The sequence below is a fragment of the Streptomyces sp. NPDC014764 genome (assembly GCF_043082785.1).
Classification (GTDB): Bacteria; Actinomycetota; Actinomycetes; order Streptomycetales; family Streptomycetaceae; genus Streptomyces; species Streptomyces althioticus.
Genome location: NZ_JBIBXY010000003.1, coordinates 193,177 through 211,381, shown reverse-complemented (window position 1 = coordinate 211,381; position 18,205 = coordinate 193,177). Strand labels below are relative to the sequence as shown.

The 18,205-nt window shown below is 72.5% G+C and carries 19 protein-coding genes; 14 read left to right on the top strand and 5 right to left on the bottom strand.

All coding sequences use genetic code 11. The features are described 5' to 3' along the window. Nucleotides 1-55 precede the first annotated feature (55 nt). Complete coding sequence (locus ACF1AG_RS09745; protein WP_359604716.1) at nucleotides 56-1,468, top strand: dipeptidase; 1,413 nt, start codon at nucleotides 56-58, stop codon at nucleotides 1,466-1,468. A gap of 146 nt (nucleotides 1,469-1,614) precedes the next feature. Then, nucleotides 1,615-2,559, top strand: a complete 945-nt coding sequence (nudC, locus tag ACF1AG_RS09740) for an NAD(+) diphosphatase (RefSeq protein WP_359604718.1) — start codon at nucleotides 1,615-1,617, stop codon at nucleotides 2,557-2,559. Between the two features lie 115 nt (nucleotides 2,560-2,674). Here nudC and ACF1AG_RS09735 read toward each other — a convergent pair whose 3' ends face one another. Then, entirely contained in the window at nucleotides 2,675-2,917 is a 243-nt protein-coding gene (locus tag ACF1AG_RS09735) for a mycoredoxin (RefSeq protein ID WP_033272097.1), read from the bottom strand. Between the two features lie 106 nt (nucleotides 2,918-3,023). On the opposite strand from ACF1AG_RS09735, the gene ACF1AG_RS09730 reads away from it, so the two are divergent. The 5 genes from ACF1AG_RS09730 to ACF1AG_RS09710 all read left to right on the top strand — a co-directional run bounded on the left by ACF1AG_RS09730 (nucleotide 3,024) and on the right by ACF1AG_RS09710 (nucleotide 7,023). Further along, entirely contained in the window at nucleotides 3,024-5,321 is a 2,298-nt protein-coding gene (locus ACF1AG_RS09730; RefSeq protein WP_387794890.1) for an ATP-dependent DNA helicase UvrD2, read from the top strand. 163 nt (nucleotides 5,322-5,484) lie between these two features. Continuing rightward, a complete protein-coding gene (locus ACF1AG_RS09725; protein ID WP_078493004.1) occupies nucleotides 5,485-5,802 on the top strand; it encodes a hypothetical protein in 318 nt (105 codons plus the stop codon). Between the two features lie 169 nt (nucleotides 5,803-5,971). Beyond that, entirely contained in the window at nucleotides 5,972-6,349 is a 378-nt protein-coding gene (locus ACF1AG_RS09720; RefSeq protein WP_086699453.1) for a WhiB family transcriptional regulator, read from the top strand. Continuing rightward, nucleotides 6,346-6,669, top strand: a complete 324-nt coding sequence (locus tag ACF1AG_RS09715; RefSeq protein ID WP_019522857.1) for a hypothetical protein — start codon at nucleotides 6,346-6,348, stop codon at nucleotides 6,667-6,669. Before ACF1AG_RS09720 ends, ACF1AG_RS09715 begins: the two co-directional genes overlap by 4 nt. 147 nt (nucleotides 6,670-6,816) lie before the next feature. Continuing rightward, complete coding sequence (locus ACF1AG_RS09710) at nucleotides 6,817-7,023, top strand: hypothetical protein (protein WP_359606917.1); 207 nt, start codon at nucleotides 6,817-6,819, stop codon at nucleotides 7,021-7,023. A 46-nt stretch (nucleotides 7,024-7,069) separates the two neighbouring features. On the opposite strand, the gene ACF1AG_RS09705 is transcribed toward ACF1AG_RS09710, so the two are convergent. Both ACF1AG_RS09705 and ACF1AG_RS09700 read right to left on the bottom strand, forming a co-directional pair. Beyond that, a complete protein-coding gene (locus ACF1AG_RS09705; RefSeq protein ID WP_359606919.1) occupies nucleotides 7,070-8,437 on the bottom strand; it encodes an AarF/ABC1/UbiB kinase family protein in 1,368 nt (455 codons plus the stop codon). Beyond that, complete coding sequence (locus tag ACF1AG_RS09700) at nucleotides 8,430-9,677, bottom strand: TOMM precursor leader peptide-binding protein (RefSeq protein WP_391809576.1); 1,248 nt, start codon at nucleotides 9,675-9,677, stop codon at nucleotides 8,430-8,432. The genes ACF1AG_RS09705 and ACF1AG_RS09700 overlap by 8 nt, the downstream gene beginning before the upstream one ends. Nucleotides 9,678-9,927: 250 nt before the next feature. Between ACF1AG_RS09700 and ACF1AG_RS09695 the strand changes: the two genes are divergently transcribed. The 4 genes from ACF1AG_RS09695 to ACF1AG_RS09680 all read left to right on the top strand — a co-directional run bounded on the left by ACF1AG_RS09695 (nucleotide 9,928) and on the right by ACF1AG_RS09680 (nucleotide 13,946). Beyond that, nucleotides 9,928-10,524 (top strand): M48 family metallopeptidase, encoded by a 597-nt coding sequence (locus tag ACF1AG_RS09695; protein ID WP_359606923.1) that lies wholly within the window; start codon nucleotides 9,928-9,930, stop codon nucleotides 10,522-10,524. Between the two features lie 161 nt (nucleotides 10,525-10,685). Beyond that, on the top strand, nucleotides 10,686-12,482 hold the full coding sequence (locus ACF1AG_RS09690; protein WP_391809575.1) for a TerD family protein: 1,797 nt from the start codon (nucleotides 10,686-10,688) through the stop codon (nucleotides 12,480-12,482). An 11-nt stretch (nucleotides 12,483-12,493) separates the two neighbouring features. Continuing rightward, on the top strand, nucleotides 12,494-13,174 hold the full coding sequence (locus tag ACF1AG_RS09685; protein WP_391809574.1) for an AIM24 family protein: 681 nt from the start codon (nucleotides 12,494-12,496) through the stop codon (nucleotides 13,172-13,174). Nucleotides 13,175-13,190: 16 nt separating this feature from the next. Next, nucleotides 13,191-13,946 (top strand): AIM24 family protein, encoded by a 756-nt coding sequence (locus ACF1AG_RS09680; protein WP_391809573.1) that lies wholly within the window; start codon nucleotides 13,191-13,193, stop codon nucleotides 13,944-13,946. A gap of 59 nt (nucleotides 13,947-14,005) precedes the next feature. On the opposite strand, the gene ACF1AG_RS09675 is transcribed toward ACF1AG_RS09680, so the two are convergent. Both ACF1AG_RS09675 and ACF1AG_RS09670 read right to left on the bottom strand, forming a co-directional pair. Next, complete coding sequence (locus ACF1AG_RS09675) at nucleotides 14,006-14,533, bottom strand: NUDIX hydrolase (RefSeq protein ID WP_359606930.1); 528 nt, start codon at nucleotides 14,531-14,533, stop codon at nucleotides 14,006-14,008. Further along, nucleotides 14,530-16,005 (bottom strand): zinc-dependent metalloprotease, encoded by a 1,476-nt coding sequence (locus tag ACF1AG_RS09670; protein WP_359606932.1) that lies wholly within the window; start codon nucleotides 16,003-16,005, stop codon nucleotides 14,530-14,532. The genes ACF1AG_RS09675 and ACF1AG_RS09670 overlap by 4 nt, the downstream gene beginning before the upstream one ends. 192 nt (nucleotides 16,006-16,197) lie before the next feature. Between ACF1AG_RS09670 and ACF1AG_RS09665 the strand changes: the two genes are divergently transcribed. The 3 genes from ACF1AG_RS09665 (at nucleotide 16,198) to ACF1AG_RS09655 (ending at nucleotide 18,185) form a co-directional block, all read left to right on the top strand. Then, nucleotides 16,198-17,310 (top strand): SDR family oxidoreductase, encoded by a 1,113-nt coding sequence (locus tag ACF1AG_RS09665; protein WP_359606934.1) that lies wholly within the window; start codon nucleotides 16,198-16,200, stop codon nucleotides 17,308-17,310. A 114-nt stretch (nucleotides 17,311-17,424) separates the two neighbouring features. Further along, nucleotides 17,425-17,883, top strand: coding sequence for a molybdenum cofactor biosynthesis protein MoaE (locus ACF1AG_RS09660; protein ID WP_359606936.1), 459 nt, complete (start codon nucleotides 17,425-17,427; stop codon nucleotides 17,881-17,883). A gap of 137 nt (nucleotides 17,884-18,020) precedes the next feature. After that, complete coding sequence (locus tag ACF1AG_RS09655) at nucleotides 18,021-18,185, top strand: hypothetical protein (RefSeq protein WP_359606938.1); 165 nt, start codon at nucleotides 18,021-18,023, stop codon at nucleotides 18,183-18,185. Nucleotides 18,186-18,205 lie beyond the last annotated feature (20 nt).

Here is an 18,205-nt window from a genome sequence, read left to right as displayed (position 1 = left end):
CACGGTGAGATTCCGCACTCCGAGGACACCCCTGTGTGCCGATAGGCTCGTAGACATGAGCCAGCACGTTGACAATGCCGTCGACGCCGTCCGTACGTACATCGCAGACCACCGCACGGCGTTCCTCGACGACCTCTCCGCGTGGCTCCGCATCCCGTCCGTCTCGGCCCGGCCCGATCACGCCCCCGACGTGCGCCGCAGCGCCGACTGGCTGGCCGCCGCCCTGAAGGACACCGGATTCCCGGCCGCCGAGGTCTGGGACACCCCGGGCGCCCCGGCCGTCTACGCCGAGTGGCCCAGCGACGACCCCGAGGCGCCGACCGTCCTGGTGTACGGCCACCACGACGTGCAGCCGGCCGCCCGCGAGGACGGCTGGAGCAGTGACCCCTTCGAGCCCGTCGTCCGCGGCAACCGCCTCTACGCGCGCGGCGCCGCCGACGACAAGGGCCAGGTCTTCTTCCACACCCTGGGCGTGCGCGCCCACCTCGCAGCCACCGGCCGCACCAGTCCCGCCGTCCACCTCAAGCTGCTGATCGAGGGCGAGGAGGAGTCCGGCTCCCCGCACTTCCGGGAGCTCGTCGAGCGGTACGCGGAGCGGCTCGCCGCCGACGCCGTGATCGTCTCCGACACCGGCATGTGGGCCGAGGACACCCCGACCGTGTGCACCGGCATGCGCGGCCTCGCCGAGTGCGAGATCCGTCTGTACGGCCCCGACCAGGACATCCACTCCGGCTCCTTCGGCGGCGCGGTCCCCAACCCGGCCACCGCGGCCGCCCGGCTGGTGGCCGCCTTCCACGACGAACAGGGACGGGTGGCGATCCCCGGCTTCTACGACGGCGTCGTCGAGCTCACCGACGAGGAGCGGGAGCTCTTCGCCCGGCTTCCCTTCGACGAGGAGCGGTGGCTGCACACCGCCAAGTCGCACGGCACCGGCGGCGAGGCCGGCTACAGCACCCTGGAGCGCATCTGGGCGCGCCCCACCGCCGAGGTCAACGGCATCGGCGGCGGCTACCAGGGCCCCGGCAGCAAGACGATCATCCCGTCCTCCGCGATGGTGAAGCTGTCCTTCCGGCTGGTCGCGGGCCAGGACCCCGCGCACATCCGTGAGGCTGTCGCCGCCTGGGTGCCCGGCCGGCTGCCCGAAGGCGTCCGGCACGAGATCAGCTTCAGCCCCGCCACCCGCCCCTGCCTCACCCCGCTCGACCACCCCGCCCTCCAGTCGATCGTCCGCGCGATGGGCCGCGCCTTCGGCACACCCGTGCTGTTCACCCGCGAGGGCGGTTCCGGACCGGCCGCCGACCTCCAGGACGTCCTCGGCGCACCAGTGCTCTTCCTCGGCATCTCCGTCCCGTCCGACGGCTGGCACGCCCCCGACGAGAAGGTCGAGCTGGACCTGCTGCTCAAGGGCGCCGAGACCAGTGCCCACCTCTGGGGCGACCTCGCCGAGCACTGGCGGCACGCCCCCTGACACACGCGCCGTCCGAAGCGGGCGCCCGCGCGCGGCACACTGGAAGAGCCGCGCCACCGCCCCGCCCGCAGGACCCGGTCCCTCCCGCCCTCGTCCGCCAGACCGCCCGCGACCCGATCCGTTCCCCGGGGGAGTTGGAAGCACCCGTGACCACCAGGACCGACCACACCGCCGACCGACCCATCTCGCTCACCGCCCCGAGCGGCATCGACCGCGCAGCGCACCACCGGCTCGACGAGGCATGGCTCGCGGCGGCGTGGAGCCACCCCTCGACCCGTTGCTTCGTGGTCTCCGGCGGCCAGGTCCTCATCGACGAGGCTCCGGACGGGCGCACCGAACTCCTCATGACCCCGTCCTTCGAGGCCCCGCTCACCGAGGCCCACCGCTACTTCCTCGGCATCGACGAGGACGGCGTCAGCTACTTCGCCCTGCAGAAGGACTCCCTGCCCGGCCGGATGGACGACTCCGCCCGCCCGGCGGGCCTGCGCGAGGCCGGGCTGCTGCTGTCCCCGCGCGAGGCGGGCCTGATGGTGCACGCCGTGGCGCTGGAGAACTGGCAGCGGCTGCACCGCTTCTGCTCGCGCTGCGGCGAGCGCACCGTCATCGCCGCCGCCGGCCACATCCGCCGCTGCCCCGCCTGCGGCGCCGAGCACTACCCGCGCACCGACCCCGCAGTGATCATGTCGGTGATCGACGACAAGGACCGCATCCTGCTCGGCCGCCAGGTCCACTGGCCCGAGGGCCGTTTCTCCACGCTCGCCGGGTTCGTCGAGCCGGGCGAGGCCATCGAGCAGTCGGTGCGCCGCGAGGTGCACGAGGAGGTCGGCATCGCCGTCGGCGAGGTCGAGTACGTCGCCAGCCAGCCCTGGCCGTTCCCCTCCAGCCTGATGCTCGGCTTCGTCGCCCACGCCACCTCCTCCGAGATCAACGTGGACGGCGACGAGATCCACGAGGCCCGCTGGTTCTCCCGCGACGAACTGCGCGCCGCCTTCGAGTCCGGCGAGGTGCTCCCGCCCTACGGCATCTCCATCGCGGCCCGCCTGATCGAGCACTGGTACGGCGAGGAACTGCCCACCCGCAGCACCTTCTGAGCCCGGCGACCCGCACACGACGAAGCGGGCGGCCGGTCCCGTGAGGGACGGCCGCCCGCTTCGTCGTGTGCGGGAAGCTCAGACGCCGGTCAGCTTGATGCGTCCGCGGGGAAGCTCAGACGCCGATCTTCTGCTTGACCTGCGCGAGCGACGGGTTGGTGAGCGTCGAACCGTCGGGGAACAGCACGGTGGGCACCGTCTGGTTGCCGCCGTTCGCCTTCTCGACGAAGGCCGCCGACTCGGGGTCCTGCTCGATGTTGATCTCGGTGTACGCGATGCCCTCACGGTCCATCTGGCTCTTCAGCCGACGGCAGTAGCCGCACCACGTGGTGCTGTACATCGTCACAGTGCCCTGCATGCCTCTCGCGCTCCTTCGGCGGCTCGGGGAAGTCCTCGGTCTGTCGGGGGAACGTACTTGAAAGCGAAGGCATTCCCACCGGCACACGGCTCCGGAAGCCGGTGACGTGACGCTTGTCGCATTGGTACGACTGCGAGCCCTTCCCTGTGGACAACCGGCTCACCTGTCCCGGGCGACCTGGCAGCATGGCGGTGTGACAGCAGCAACGCACTCCACCCTCTTCCCGCGGGTCCCGGACTCGGCCGACGCGGTGCTCGAAGGTCTCGACCCCGAGCAGCGCGCCGTCGCCACCGCGCTGCACGGACCGGTGTGCGTGCTGGCGGGCGCCGGCACCGGCAAGACCAGGGCGATCACCCACCGCATCGCCTACGGGGTGCGGGCCGGAATCCTCCAGCCCTCCAGCGTCCTCGCCGTCACGTTCACCAACCGCGCGGCGGGGGAGATGCGCGGCCGGCTGCGCCAGCTCGGGGCCGTGGGCGTCCAGGCGCGGACGTTCCACTCCGCGGCCCTGCGCCAGCTCCAGTACTTCTGGCCCAAGGCGGTAGGCGGATCCCTGCCCCGGATCGTCGACCGCAAGATCCAGCTGGTCGCCGACGCGGCCGCCGCCTGCCGGATCCGCCTCGACCGGGGCGAGCTGCGGGATGTCACCGCCGAGATCGAGTGGTCCAAGGTCACCCAGACCGTTCCCGCCGACTACGCGGCGGCGGCCGCCAAGACCGACCGGGAGACGCCCCGAGACCCCGCTGAGATCGCCCAGCTCTACGCCGCCTACGAGGAGCTCAAGCGAGAGCGCTCCGTCATCGACTTCGAGGACGTCCTGCTGCTCACCGTCGCCGTCCTCCAGGACCGGCCCGACATCGCCGAGCAGGTGAGGGCGCAGTACCAGCACTTCGTCGTCGACGAGTACCAGGACGTCAGCCCCCTCCAGCAGCGCCTCCTGGAGCTGTGGCTCGGCGACCGGGAGAACCTGTGCGTGGTCGGCGACGCCAGCCAGACCATCTACTCCTTCACCGGCGCGACCCCGGACCATCTGCTCGACTTCCGCGTCCGCCACCCGGGCGCCACCGTCGTCAAGCTCGTCCGCGACTACCGTTCGACCCCTCAGGTGGTCCGCCTGGCCAACGGCCTGCTCGCCCAGGCGAAGGGCCGCGCCGCCGACCACCGGCTCGAGCTGGTCTCCCAGCGCCCCGCGGGACCCGAGCCGGTCTTCACCGAGTACACGGACGAGCCCGCCGAGGCCGAGGGCGCCGCCCGCCGCATCCGCGAGCTGATCGACTCCGGCGTCCCGGCGAGCGAGATCGCCGTCCTGTTCCGCACCAACTCCCAGTCCGAGACCTACGAGCAGGCCCTCGCCGACGCCGGCGTGCCCTACCAGCTGCGCGGGGCCGAGCGGTTCTTCGACCGTCCCGAGGTGCGCAACGCCATCACCGCCCTGCGCGCCGCCGCCCGCTTCGGCGGCAACGACGCGCTCCTCGACGACGCCCCCGACCTTCCCTCCCAGGTGCGGGCAGTGCTCTCCGGCAAGGGCTGGACACCCCAGCCGCCCGCCGGGTCGGGCGCGGTGCGGGAGAGCTGGGAGTCCCTCGCCGCCCTGGTGCACCTCGCCCAGGACTTCGCCACCGCCAAGGCCGACGCCACGCTCGCCGACCTCGTCGTCGAACTGGACGAGCGGGCCGGCGCCCAGCACGCCCCCACGGTCCAGGGCGTCACACTCGCCTCGCTGCACGCGGCCAAGGGCCTGGAGTGGGACGTCGTCTTCCTGGTCGGCGTCGCCGAAGGGATGATGCCGATCACCTACGCCAAGACGGACGAACAGATCGAGGAGGAGCGCCGTCTCCTCTATGTCGGCGTCACCCGCGCCCGGGAACACCTCAACCTCTCCTGGGCGCTCGCCCGCTCCCCGGGCGGCCGGGCGAACCGTCGCCCCAGCCGCTTCCTCACCGGACTGCGCCCCGGCTCGCAGGCCGTCGCCGGCCGCGCGGGCGCGGCAGGAACCGGCGGAGTGGAGCGCGGCTCCTGGACGGCGCCGGCCACCGCGGTCACCGAGCAGGCGCCGCGCCGCAGGCAGCGCACCCCCGCCCGCTGCCGCGTCTGCGGCCGCACGCTGACCGACGGCGGCGAGATGAAGCTGATGCGCTGCGAGGACTGCCCCTCCGACATGGACGAGGGTCTGTACGAGCGGCTGCGCGAGTGGCGCGGCGAGCAGGCGCGGCGCAGCGGCCAGCCGGCCTTCTGCGTCTTCACCGACAAGACGCTGATCGCCATCGCCGAGGCTGTCCCCGACGAGGAGCACGATCTGGCCCGCATTCCCGGGGTGGGCATGCGCAAGCTGCGCCGTTACGGCGCCGACGTGCTGGCTCTCTGCGCGGGCCGGGACCCCGCCGAGGGACAAGATCAGGACTGATACGAACTCGTCGGAAAAATAGTTTGCGCATGCCCCGGGAATCCCCATAGGTTCTAAGCCACGGGGACAGCGGCCTTCTCGGAGGCCGTGATTCCGTGTTGTACTTGCATATCCGCGGACCGGTTCGCCCGGTCCCCTGAGACGCCGAGAGGAGGCGAGTCCTGTGATCAGCATCAACACCAGCACCAGCGTCAAACTGACCGATCGCTCGGCCGTCTCCCTGTGCATCCTCGGCGCCTCGAACCAGGGCACCGGTCTGTCCGGCATTCGTGCCGTCCGTCCGGCGTCCTCCCTCGCTCCCGCGGGCCTTGTCGTCCGTGAGCGCGATGAGCGACCGACCAAGGCACTGGAAGCAGCAGTAGTGGCACAGGCGCAGGCCTATGCCTTTGCGGCGGCCGGTGCCGGATTCCGGAAGCAGACGACGCAGCACCACCTGATGTGGGCCTTCCGTGGGCCAGAACCCTGGAGTGATCCAGCCTGATTGATCAGGCCGGCGCCTTCAGGGCCGCGGAACCCCATCCGGGATCCGCGGCCCTTCTGTTTGCCCTGAACGGGAAGACAGGACAAGGCGCCTCGGGACAAGAAAAGAACCCGGTACCACCGCACATCCGGCCGACCGGCCGGAAACGACCAGACGAGGAAGACCAGCCGTGCAACTCGAAGCGCACGCCCCGTCCGTACCGCCTTCCGACACGATCCCCAAGCCCGGCTCCACGGAGGACCCGACCTTGACTCCGCTCACCGCGCTCACCGCGCTCACCGCGCTCGACGACGCCATCGAGAACCTCGGCGTACCCGTCCCGTGCCGCTCCTACGACCCGGAGGTCTTCTTCGCCGAGTCGCCCGCGGACGTCGAGTACGCCAAGTCCCTCTGCCGTACCTGCCCGCTGGTCGAGGCCTGCCTCGCCGGCGCCAAGGAGCGGCGTGAGCCCTGGGGCGTCTGGGGCGGCGAGCTGTTCGTCCAGGGTGTCGTCGTCGCCCGGAAGCGGCCGCGTGGCCGCCCGCGCAAGAACCCGGTCTCGGCATGAACACCCCCGGAACGATCGACCGCCCCCTCACGCACGACCCCCAGAAGCAGGCCCCGATGACGCCGTCCACCCACGAGCCCGCAGGCTCCGCGACCGAAGACTTCACCACCAGCGGTGCGAACGACTCGCGCCAGAACAGGACCCGAGAGATGCAACTCATCCCAGAAGCCCTGGCTCGTGCGCATATGCACGACCGGCTGCAGGAGGCGCAGCGGGAGAGGCAGGCCAGCGGCCTGCTGACCGCGCGCCGGATGCAGCGCCGGGCCGAGCGCGCCTCGAGGCGCGCCCGCCGGGCGCTCGCCATGGCGGTCATGCAGTAGGGCATGCAGTAGGGCATGCCGCCTGGAGCGACGGCCTCCCCAGAGGGAGGCCCCGATCTTCCCCGCGGGGGCCGGTCCGTGTGAACGGACCGGCCCCCGCGGTGCGTTGAGGGAGCGAGGCGCTCGGCGCGGGGTTATCGTCGCCGCGTGACCAGTCCTCACGAAGGTGACGACGAGGGCTCCGCCTCGGAACCCCGGATGCTTGCCTGTGCCCGCTGCGGCGTCCGCGCCGACGGCCCGCCGCCGACCTGGACCCTCTCCGTGGAGAACGGCGTCCGTCTGCACTACTGCGAGCGCTGCTCCCGGGAGAACCTGCGTGCGATCGAGGGGCGCCTCGACTCGCAGTGGTGGTGAACGCCCCGGCCCCGCGGGTACTCCGGCGCACCCGGCCCTGGTGCGGTCAGGCCTGCGCCGCTTCCCCTTCCCCGCCCGGCTCCCCGGGGACGAACTCCGGCAGCCAGTCCTCCAGTTCGTCCCGCAGCCGCACCGTCGCCCCGAGCTGGCACAGCACACCGATGGTGCTCAGCGTGACCCGGTGGATCAGCAGATAGGACGGCGGCAGGTTGAGCTGCTTGGCCAGCTGGTGGGCGGGGGAGCGGACGTCCGCTATCCGGGCCGCCTGACTGCGCATCCAGCCACGGGTGAAGGTGAACGCCTCGGCCCGGGCCGGCTCGATGATCGGTTCCAGGTAGTCGAGGACCGCGTCCGGGTCCAGTTCGACGGACTCCTTGACGAAGCCCTCCGCGCAGAGCATCTCGTAGACGGCCTCCGCCTCGCCGTCCAGCGTCATGCGCAGCGCCCCGCCGATGGGGGCGGGCAGCCCGCCCGGCAGCCGGTCGACCGTGCCGAAGTCCAGGACGCCCAGACGCCAGTCGTCCTCGCCGCCGGGACCTCCGGGCAGCAGACGGAAGTTGCCCGGGTGCGGGTCGGCGTGCAGCAGGCCCGTGCGCGCGGGCCCGGAGAACAGGAATCGGGCCAGGAGCTGTCCGGCACGGTCGCGCTGCTCATCGGTGCCGCCGGCGATGACCTCCGACAGCGGGGTGCCGTCGATCCACTCGGTGACCAGCACCTGGTCGCACTGGTGCACCACGTCCGGCACGACCACGTCTGGGTCGCCGGCGAACTCGTCCGCGTGCGCCCGCTGCGCCTGCGCCTCCAGGCCGTAGTCCAGTTCTTCGGAGACGCGGTCCTTCAGCTCCGTGATGAGCGGCTTGACGTCCATGCCGGGGACCAGCGGCCCCAGCAGCCGTGCGAAGCGGCTCAGCTGGTTGAGGTCGGACAGCAGCGCCTCACCGGCGCCCGGATACTGCACCTTGACCGCGACCTCACGGCCGTCGTGCCACACCGCCCGGTGCACCTGGCCGATGGAGGCGGCCGCGGCCGGCTTGTCGTCGAACGTCCGGAACAGCTCCTGCCAGTCCTCGCCCAGCCGCTCCGCCAGCACCCCGTGGACCGTGCGGGCCGGCATCGGAGGGGCGGCCTCCTGAAGCTTGGTCAGCGCGGCGCGGTAGGGCCCTGCGACCTCCTCGGGCAGTGCGGACTCGAAGACGGAGAGGGCCTGGCCGAACTTCATGGCGCCGCCCTTGAGCTCGCCCAGCACCTTGAACAGCTGATCGGCGGTTCGCTGCTGGAGCTCCCGGCCGACCAGCTCCGCGGACTCGCCCACGATCCGCTTGCCGAGTCCCCAGGTGGCCCGCCCGGCGAAGCCGAGCGGGAGCGCGGCCAGCTTGGCGGTGCGGGTGACCGCCTTGCGGGGAAGATCAGACATGCGCCCTCCAGGTCCCTGCCGGCCGCTCCGCGTCCGCCTGACGGCGCGACTCCTTCGACGGCCCGTGCCCGGCCATTGTCTCGTGCCACCCCCCGTCGGCGGAGGTGTGTTCTCCCTTACCTTTCTGCGGGCCGCCGTCACCCCTGTCCGGGCCGGCGCCCGCGGCTCCGCAGGGGCAGCGGCGGTGCGGCACGACCGGCCGGGGCTGCCAGTGCAGCTGAGACAGGGACACCTCCCAGCGAGCGCCTGCGCTGGACGGGACCCGCCCGTCGAGGAAGGCCAGCGCGTGCGCGGCGGCCAGTCCCGCGACCGTGGCGGCCAGCGCCAGATCACAGGCGCCCACCCTGCGCTGCCGGCCCGAGCGCCACTGGGCCGCCAGCCGCGGCCACGCCGGGTCCCGGTCGATCCGGTCCTCCTGGAGACAGCCCGCGCACGCCGTCTCGCCGGGCAGGACGAGCGGCCCCACCACACCGGTGCCCTCCACCACCCCGGTGTGGAGATGCGGAGTGCCCGACGCCAGAAGAGGTTCGGCGGACACCGGATCCGGCGCGTGCACGGCGACGTCGTCCCGCGGGGCGAGCACCACCAGGGAGTGCCCGGTGACCTCCTCGGCCAGGGGCGAGCGGGCCGTCCCGCGCGGAGGACGGTCCGGCGCGCACCGGCGTACGAGCCGGCGGGCCGACTCCTCCCTGCGCTCACCGACCGCCTCGGCCGGGAGCCCGCCCGGAGCCACGTCCCACGGCTCCACCCGGCCGACGTCCCGCACCTCGACCTCGCCGACGCCCGCTCCCGACAGCAGCGCCGCCACTGCCGCGCCCACCCGGCCCACGCCTCTGACCTGCACCCGCATGCTCCGCCGCGCCGCCAGCACGCACAGCGGGTCGCCCGGTCCGGCGGTCGTCAGGCCGAGCGATGCCCAGTCAGGACGGAGCCGGTTCAGCACCTCGGGTCTCCCGCGCAGGGCGTCGGCGGCAGGTCCGCCGCCCCGGGAGTCGTCCAGCAGCCCCGCGCGTGACAGCCGCCGCACCAGCCGGTCGACATGGCCGTCGGGCAGCTCCATGCGCCGGGCCTCCTCGCGCAGCAGTTCCAGTCCTCGCGTGCCGTCGAGCAGTTCCAGCAGGCTGCCCGTGGCCGTGTCCACCGGGCCCAGGGTCAGCGCCTGCGCCGGCGTCATCCCGAACTGCACGGTGTTGCGGTCGCGCCAGCCGCGCCTGAGGGCGGGCTTGAGCATCGGATGCATGACTGACCCCCGTCTGTCCTGATACGTGCATGGTTTATCGGCGACCAGGTGTGACACCTCTCACCGGCAGCCCCGGCCCGGTCGTGGGTCCCGGCCTGCGATGCCAGCATGCCCGGACCCGTCGAGGGGCCGCCGAGAGTTGTCCACAGGTGCCCGAATTCGTCGTACAAATCCGGCGCTCGGTGGCCGGATCGCCGGAGAAGCGTCCCGGAGCCGGGACTTCCCCCGGTCCAGCGGGTACGGTCGGGACGTGCCCGCCGATCCACTGCACCGCGCCGGAACGTCTCAGCGCAGCGCGAAGAGCCAGCCGAAGGACGGCTCACGGGCGAGCGCGATCGAGGTCCGCAGGAGTGCCCGCCGACGCCGGACGGTCTCCGCGTACCGCGAGGGCGATCGCACCGTCGTGCTCATCCCCGCCCGGATGTCCGAGGCGGAGGAGCAGCGCTGGGTGCGCGTCATGCTCGACAAGCTCGCCGCCCAGGAGAGCAGACGGACTCTCGGGGACGCCGAGCTGGCCGAGCGCGCGCGGCGCCTGTCGGAGCAGTACTTCGACGGACGGGCCCGCCCCCGCTCGGTGCGCTGGGTGACCAACCAGAACACGCGCTGGGGTTCCTGCACCCCGTCCGACGGGAGCATCCGCCTGTCCCACCGGCTCCAGGGCATGCCGGAGTACGTCGTCGACTACGTGCTCTGCCACGAGCTGGCGCACCTTCTGGTGCCCGGGCACGGACCCCGGTTCTGGCGGCTCCTCGAGGCGTACCCGCGGACCGAACGGGCCCGCGGCTACCTCGAGGGCGTGGTCGCGGCCGAGCGCCTCCCGCACGTCCCCGGCGCCCGGGACGAGTGACACCGCACGTCCCCGGCGCCCCCGTACGCCTCCCGCTGTGGACGCGCAGCGAGGGCTCCTGCGCGTTGTGTACCGGGTCTGTACCGACTTCTTCCGCTGTCGGGGATTGCCGTTAGCCTGGCGCGACGCACTCACATACGGGATGGGGGACGGTCGTACGTATGGCCAGGGAATTCCAACGCGGCCACAAGGCCAGGATCAGTGACCTCACCGCGGGCACGGACCTGTACGTCGGGGTACAGATCGCCGGCCCGGGGCTCAGCTTCGACATCAGCTGCTTCGGACTCGACGCCGACGAACGGCTCTCCGACGACCGGTACTTCATCTTCTACAACCAGCCGAAGTCCCCCGAGGAGTCCATCCAGCTGCTGGGCGCCCAGGCGGGCGACACGGAATCCTTCCGCGTGACGCTGGACCGGATCCCGCAGCAGATCAAGAAGCTCTCCTTCACGGCGACCATCGACGGCGCCGGACAGATGTCGCAGGTCGGTCCCGGGTACATCCGTATCGTCGCCGGCGGCGAGGAAGTGGCGCGGTACCCGTTCAACGGCTCGGAATTCACCACCGAGCGGGCCGTGATGCTCGGCGACTTCTACTTCAAGGACGTGTGGCGGTTCGCCGCCGTCGGGCAGGGCTTCGACGGCGGCCTCGACGCGCTGCTGCGGAACTTCGGCGGCGAGGTGGCCGAGGACGAGCCCGCGGCGCCCGAGCCGCAGCAGGCCCCCCAGGCCCCGCAGGCCGCGCCCGGTTTCGCCCCGCCCGCGTTCGGCGCCCCCGGAGGCGGCGCGCCGGCCCCGGCCCCCGCCCCCGCCCCCGCGCCCGGTCCGGCTCCTGCGCCGCAGCCCGCCCAGGGGTTCACGCCCCCGCCGGCCCCCGCCCCCGCCACGCCGCCGGTGCACTCCGCGCCGACCATCGTGGCGCCCATGCAGACGCCGCCCGGCGGCTCGCCGGCGCCGCCCCCGGCCCCTGCGCCCGCCCCCTACGGCGGCCAGACTCCCCCGCCGCCCCCGGGCTACGGACAGCCGCCGGCCCCGCCGCAGGCCCCCGCCCCGCCGCCGGGTTACGGCCAGCCCCCGGCCGCGCCGCAGGCCCCCGCGCCTCCGCCCGGTTACGGCATGCCGCCCGCCGCCCCGCAGGCGCCCGCCCCGCCGCCCGGCTACGGACAGCAGCCCCCGCCCGGACAGATGCCGCCGGGGCAGATGCCCCACCAGCAGGCCCCCTACGGTGCACCCCAGGGGATGCCTCAGAGCATGCCTCAAGGTGCACCCCAGGGCATGCCGCAGGGTGCACCGCAGGCGCCCGGCGTCCTCGGCGCGCTCCAGCAGTTCAAGGAGACGCCCACCGGACAGCGCTGGACCCAGCAGAACAAGAAGCTGGTCCGCGCCGACCTGAGCATCGGCGGCACGCCCGTCCTGGCCCGCCAGGGCAGCATGGTGCTCTACCAGGGCAAGGTCGACTTCAGCTACAAGGGCGCCGGCTTCACCGGCCGCATAGTAGGCAACGCCACCGGCCAGGAGATGCAGCTGATGCGCTGCACCGGCCAGGGGCAGGTGTTCTTCGCCGAGAACTCCACGATGCTGCACCCGATCGAGCTCCAGGGCGACGCCGTGTGCGTCTCCGCGGAGAACGTCCTCGCCTTCGACGAGGGCCTCCAGTACGAGGTCCGCCGCATCGAGGGGCACGGCATCCCCGGCGGCGCGCTGTTCACGATGCAGTTCCAGGGCACCGGCACGATCGTCGTGAAGACCCACGGCATCCCCGTGGTGCTGCCGGTCACGCCCACCACGTTCGCCGACGCCAACGCCGTCGTGGCCTGGTCGGCCGCCGCCCAGGTGGTCGTCTCCAGCCAGGTGCGGATGCGCCGCAACTCCTACCCGGGCGCCACGGGCGAGAGCGTGAACCTGCAGTTCCGGGGAGCGCCCGGCAACTTCATCGTCGTCCAGCCGTACGAGATCTGAGGGAGCCCGTCATGAACCAGCCACTCGCGGGCTACGCCCCCGCACCCGTCACCGCCCGCATGGAGAACCACGGCAACCACATGCTGAAGGTCGCCATGCAGACTGGGCAGGACCTCTTCGCGCGCGTCGGCTCGATGGTCGCCTACGAGGGGTTCATCCAGTACGAGCCCAGCCCGTCCGCCGTCCGCCAGATCGCCCGGGACTGGGCCACGGGTGAGGGCGCGCCCCTCATGAAGTGCACCGGCGACGGCCTGCTCTACCTGGCCGACTACGGCGCCGACGTCGTCGTGATCAACCTCAACGGCGAGGGCATCTCCGTCAACGCCACCAACCTGCTCGCCTTCGACGCGCACCTCACCTGGGGCGTGGAGCGGGTAAAGGGCCTGGCGAAGTTCGCCGGACAGGGCCTGTGGAACACCAAGATCTCCGGCCAGGGCTGGGTCGCGCTGACCTCGCGCGGCAAGCCCATCGTCGTCGACTGCGGAGGCGGCGAGGAGGAGACGTACGTCGACCCTGACGCGCTGGTCGCCTGGTCCCCGAACCTCAAGGTGAAGGGCAAGCGCAGCTTCCGCGCCCAGTCGCTGATCGGCCGCGGCAGCGGCGAGGCCTACCAGATGGCCTTCTCCGGTCAGGGCATCGTCGTCGTCCAGCCCAGTGAGGACAGCACCGACCGCCTCCGGGTCCGGGGCTGAGGGGGAACAGCACACCATGCAGAGTCCGCTTTTCGCGCACAACGAGCAGCAGACCCAGGACCGCTGGAGCCTGCAGAACGGGCAGATGCTCCGGGTCGCCCTCGAGGGGACCGACGACATCCTCGCCCGCAAGGGCGCCATGGTCGCCTACCAGGGTCTCGTCGAGTTCGACGCCGAGTACCAGAGCAACCAGCAGTCCCGCGCACGGGCGCACACCGGCGAGGGCCTGGACCTGATGCGCTGCCACGGGCAGGGCACCGTCTACCTCGCCAACCTCGCCCAGCGCATCCACATCATGGACGTCGACCAGGACGGCCTGACGGTCGACAGCAGCTACGTCCTGGCGATGGACTCCTCGCTGCACCACGAGGTCGTCGCCGTGGACAGCCTCTACGGCATCTCCGGCTCGGGGAAGTACCAGCTCAACATCACCGGCCGGGGCAAGGTCGCGCTGATGACCTCGGGCATGCCGCTGCTGCTCCAGGTGACGCCGGACAAGTACGTCAACTGCGACGCCGACGCCATCGTCGCCTGGTCCACGTCACTGCGGGTGCAGATGCAGGCACAGACGCACTCCTCCGGCGTGTGGCGGCGCCGCGGCAACACCGGGGAGGGCTGGGAGCTCAGTTTCATGGGCAACGGGTTCGCGTTGGTCCAGCCGAGTGAACTGCTGCCTCCGCAGAACGCCCAGATCGGCGGCGGCCTCGCCGCGCAGTACGGCATGGGCCAGCAGGGAGCCCGCGGGCACAACCAGGGCAACGTCTGGAGCTGACGCCCCGGACAGCCGAAAAGGGGCCGCGCCTTCCCTATGGCGCGGCCCTTCTTCGCGCGTCAGGCGTCGAGCCTCGCGCGCGTGGCGTCGAGCAGCCGTACGACCGAGTCGTCCGCCACCTCCGGCACCTCGTCGTACGGGAACCAGCGGACGTCCAGGGACTCGTCGCTGACCGCGTGCACGGCGTCCGGCGTGGCCAGGGCCGCGTACTGCACGTCGAAGTGGCAGTGGCAGGGCGGCGGGATGGGATGCCGGTCCAGCCGCACAGGGCCGCCCGGGAGCAGCGTCAGACCCGTGACGCCGGACTCCTCGGTCGCCTCCCGGAGGGCCGCCGCCGCGAGGGTGGCGTCGCCGGGCTCGCAGTGGCCGCCCATCTGGAGCCACATCCGCAGCTTCCGGTGCAGGGTCAGCAGCACCCGGCCGCGCTCGGGGTCGACCACCAGCGCGCTCGCCGTGAGATGCCCGGCCCCGCACGCCTTCCACAGGCCGTCCGGATGCGCGGCCAGATGGTCCAGGTACGCGTCCCTCAGATCGGTCTGGTCCTCGTACGCCTTGAGGACCAGCACCGCGTCGTCGTGGAGGCTCACTCGGTGCCGTCGCCCTTGTCCTCGTCGCCCTTGCGGTCCTCGTCCGCGGCGTCCGCGTCCTTGTCCTCCCCGGCGTCCTTCTTGCGCAGGTCGGGCTTGTCGGCGGCCTCGCCGAGCATCTTGTCCAGCTCGGAGAAGTCGATCTGCTCCCGGTGCACGAAGCCGTCCGGGTCGTCCAGGTCGGTCGCCGTCGGCAGCATGTCCGGGTGCGCCCACAGCCCGTCCCGGCCGTCCACCCCGCGCGCGTCGGTGAGCGAGGCCCACAGGCGCGAGGCGTCGCGCAGCCGGCGCGGACGCAGCTCCAGACCGATCAGCGTGGCGAACGTCTGCTCGGCAGGGCCGCCCGAGGCGCGGCGGCGGCGCAGCGTCTCCCGCAGGGCGTCCGCCGACGACAGCCGCGGCTTGGCCGCAGCGTGCACGACCGCGTCCACCCAGCCCTCGACGAGCGCCAGCGCCGTCTCCAGACGGGCCAGGGCGGCCTTCTGCTCGGGCGTGTCCTCCGGCTGGAACATGCCCTGCTGGAGCGCCTCCTGCAGCTGCTCCGGGTTCTGCGGGTCGAACTGGCCGACCACGTCCTCGAGCTTGCCGGTGTCGACCTTGATGCCGCGGGCGTAGCCGTCGACGGCGCCGAACAGGTGCGACCGCAGCCACGGGACGTGCGCGAAGAGGCGCTGGTGGGCGGCCTCGCGCAGGGCCAGGTACAGCCGCACCTCCTCCTGCGGGACGCCCAGGTCCTTGCCGAAGGTCTCGATGTTCAGCGGCAGCAGCGCGGCCTTGCCGGCCGGGCCCAGCGGCAGGCCGATGTCGGACGAGCCGACGACCTCACCGGCGAGCACACCGACGGCCTGGCCGATCTGCGTGCCGAACATGGCGCCGCCCATGGAGCGCATCATGCCGATCAGCGGGCCGGCCATGGCCTGCATCTCCTCCGGCAGGACGTCGCCCATGGCGTTCCCGACGCGCTCGGCGACCGGGTCGACCAGCTCCCGCCACGCGGGCAGGGTCGCCTCGACCCACTCGGCGCGGCTCCAGGCCAGGGCCGAGTTCGCACCGGACGGCAGGGAGGTGGCGTCGTCCAGCCACAGGTCGGCCAGCCGGACGGCGTCCTCGACGGCCCTGCGCTCGGCGGGGCCGACGCTGGCGTCCTTGGAGCCCTGCGCGGTGCCCTGGGCGACCGTCTGGCGGGCGATCTGCTTGGCCATGTCCCAGTTCACCGGCCCGCCCTCGTAGGAGAGCATCTGGCCGAGCTGCTGGAACGCGGCGCCCAGATCGCCCGGGTTCATCGACCCGAACATCGCGGCGAACGGATTGTCCGCGCCGGGGCCGCCAAAGCCGCCCGCCCCGGGCGTGCCGAAGCCGAACGGGTTGGCCGGGCCCTGACCACCGCCGCCCTGCGGGTCCTTCTTCTTGCCTTCGTCGCCGTCGTCCGGCTCCTCCGGCGGAAGGCCGAATCCGAATGGGGTGTCACTCACGGGTTTCCTCGGCTTGTAGGGCCACCGGTTCTTTCCGGCGGCACGGCTGCCCGACAACACCACCCAGCGTAGACACCTGAGACGGTTCGGGCCTCGGTGCTTCGCCGACAGGAGGCCTGCGGCAGGATGGATGCCACCTGGTACGTACGCGTCGCTTGCGCTCGTACTGAAGACAACCGCTGGAGACGCCCGGTGAGTTCCCCAGATCCGCAGGTTCGCGCAGCGCGAAACAAGTCAACCAGTCCTCCGCCCCGCGGGCCCGTCGTGGCGGTCACCGGTGCCGCCTCCGGCGTCGGGGCACTGCTCACCGAGCGGCTCGCCGCGTCCGAGGAGGTCAAGCAGGTCGTCGCCATCGACGAGCGGCGCGGCGAGTGCGCCGAGGCCGAGTGGCACATCCTGGACGTCCGCGACCCCGCGATCGCGGACCGGCTGCGCGGGGCCGACGTGGTCGTCCACCTGGCCCTCGACCTGGACCTGGAGACCGACGCGGCCGCCCGTACGGCCTACAACGTGCGCGGCACGCAGACCGTGCTCACCGCGGCCGCCGCCGCCGGAGTGCACCGGGTCGTGCTGTGCACCTCGACCATGGTCTACGGGGCGCTGCCCGACAACGAGCTGCCGCTGTCCGAGGACGCGGAGCTGCGCGCCACCGCCGAGGCCACGGGCGTCGGCGACCTCCTGGAGATCGAGCGGCTGGCCCGCCGGGCGCCTCGCGCGCACCCCGGGCTGAACGTCACCGTGGTGCGCCCCGCCGTGCTGGTCGGCGGCACCGACACCGCGCTGACCAGGTACTTCGAGTCGCCGCGGCTGCTGGTGGTGGCCGGTTCCCGACCGGCCTGGCAGTTCTGCCACATCGACGACCTGTGCAGCGCCCTGGAGTACGCCGTGCTGGAGAAGGTCGACGGCGAGCTGGCCGTGGGCTGTGACGGCTGGCTGGAACAGGAGGAGGTCGAGGAGCTCAGCGGCATCCGGCGGATGGAGCTGCCGTCGGCGGTGGCGCTCGGCGCGGCGGCCAGGCTGCACCGCATCGGGCTCACCCCCTCCCCGGCCGGGGACCTGGCGTACACGATGTACCCCTGGGTGGTCAGCGGCAGCAGGCTGCACGACGCCGGGTGGCGTCCGGCGTACACCAACGAGGAGGTGCTCGCGCAGCTGCTCGACGAGGTGTCCGGACGGCACACGGTCGCGGGCCGACGGCTGGGCCGCAAGGACGCGACGGCCGCGGGCGCGGCGGGCGCGACGGTCGCGCTGCTCGGCGCGGCGGCGGTGGTGCGCCGGGCGCGGAAGGCGCGCCGCCGGATCTGACCCGGACCGGTCCGTGCGGAGGCGTCTCCTTGGAGAACCCTCCGATGCACCACGCGCGCGTCATGGGTGATCCGGCTGTTCCGCACCGTCGGCGGGGTGGGGCACGATGGGGGCATGGCACCCGTGACGGACCACCCCGGTGAGCAGCCCGCGCAGGACCCGATCAAGCTGATCGCGATCCGCGACACCGCGCTGTCGGTGGACGAGATCCTGCGCGCGGTCGGCGACGACGCGGCCGGCGGCACGGCGCTCTTCGTGGGCACCGTGCGCAACCACGACGGCGGCGCCGACGTGGACGAGCTGGGTTACTCCTGCCACCCGAGCGCGGAGGACGAGATGCGGCGCATCGCGGAGAAGGTCGCCGCGGACTTCCCCGTGCGGGCCCTGGCCGCGGCCCACCGGGTGGGCGACCTGAGGGTGGGGGACCTCGCCGTGGTCGCCGCCGTGTCGTGCGCGCACCGGGGCGAGGCGTTCGAGGCCTGCCGCCGGCTCGTCGACGACATCAAGCACGGGGTGCCCATCTGGAAGCACCAGCGCTTCTCCGACGGCACGGAGGAATGGGTCGGCGCCTAGCACGCCCTTCTCGCCCTTGCAGCACGCCTTTCCCGTGCGGTTGCGTAACCGCACCCCTGAGGTGAGCGTTGTCACTGCGGATGGTTAATCTGCTGATCAGTCAGTGTTGCGGACGCTCATGGGGTTGGGAGGTCGGCATGGCGGCGCTTGCCTGGTTGCTGATTCCGCTGGTGGCCGCGATCGGAGCGGGGCTGTGGGGCAGTTGGGCCAACCGGACCCGCAAGGTGCGCGGCGACGGTCCCGAACTCATCGGTTACGCCCGTTTCCGTGAGGCGATGGAGCGGGAGCGGACGGGCGGCTGAGCCCGCACACCGCGGGCCAG

What these genes read in the sequence shown, in the direction of transcription:
- ACF1AG_RS09745 (WP_359604716.1), top strand. Translation starts at nt 56, where the DNA reads ATGAGCCAGCACGTTGACAATGCCGTCGACGCCGTCCGTACGTACATC.
- ACF1AG_RS09735 (WP_033272097.1), bottom strand. Translation starts at nt 2,917, where the DNA reads ATGCAGGGCACTGTGACGATGTACAGCACCACGTGGTGCGGCTACTGC.
- ACF1AG_RS09715 (WP_019522857.1), top strand. Translation starts at nt 6,346, where the DNA reads ATGAACACCCCCGGAACGATCGACCGCCCCCTCACGCACGACCCCCAG.
- ACF1AG_RS09705 (WP_359606919.1), bottom strand. Translation starts at nt 8,437, where the DNA reads ATGTCTGATCTTCCCCGCAAGGCGGTCACCCGCACCGCCAAGCTGGCC.
- ACF1AG_RS09700 (WP_391809576.1), bottom strand. Translation starts at nt 9,677, where the DNA reads ATGCATCCGATGCTCAAGCCCGCCCTCAGGCGCGGCTGGCGCGACCGC.
- ACF1AG_RS09690 (WP_391809575.1), top strand. Translation starts at nt 10,686, where the DNA reads ATGGCCAGGGAATTCCAACGCGGCCACAAGGCCAGGATCAGTGACCTC.
- ACF1AG_RS09685 (WP_391809574.1), top strand. Translation starts at nt 12,494, where the DNA reads ATGAACCAGCCACTCGCGGGCTACGCCCCCGCACCCGTCACCGCCCGC.
- ACF1AG_RS09680 (WP_391809573.1), top strand. Translation starts at nt 13,191, where the DNA reads ATGCAGAGTCCGCTTTTCGCGCACAACGAGCAGCAGACCCAGGACCGC.
- ACF1AG_RS09660 (WP_359606936.1), top strand. Translation starts at nt 17,425, where the DNA reads ATGGCACCCGTGACGGACCACCCCGGTGAGCAGCCCGCGCAGGACCCG.
- ACF1AG_RS09655 (WP_359606938.1), top strand. Translation starts at nt 18,021, where the DNA reads ATGGCGGCGCTTGCCTGGTTGCTGATTCCGCTGGTGGCCGCGATCGGA.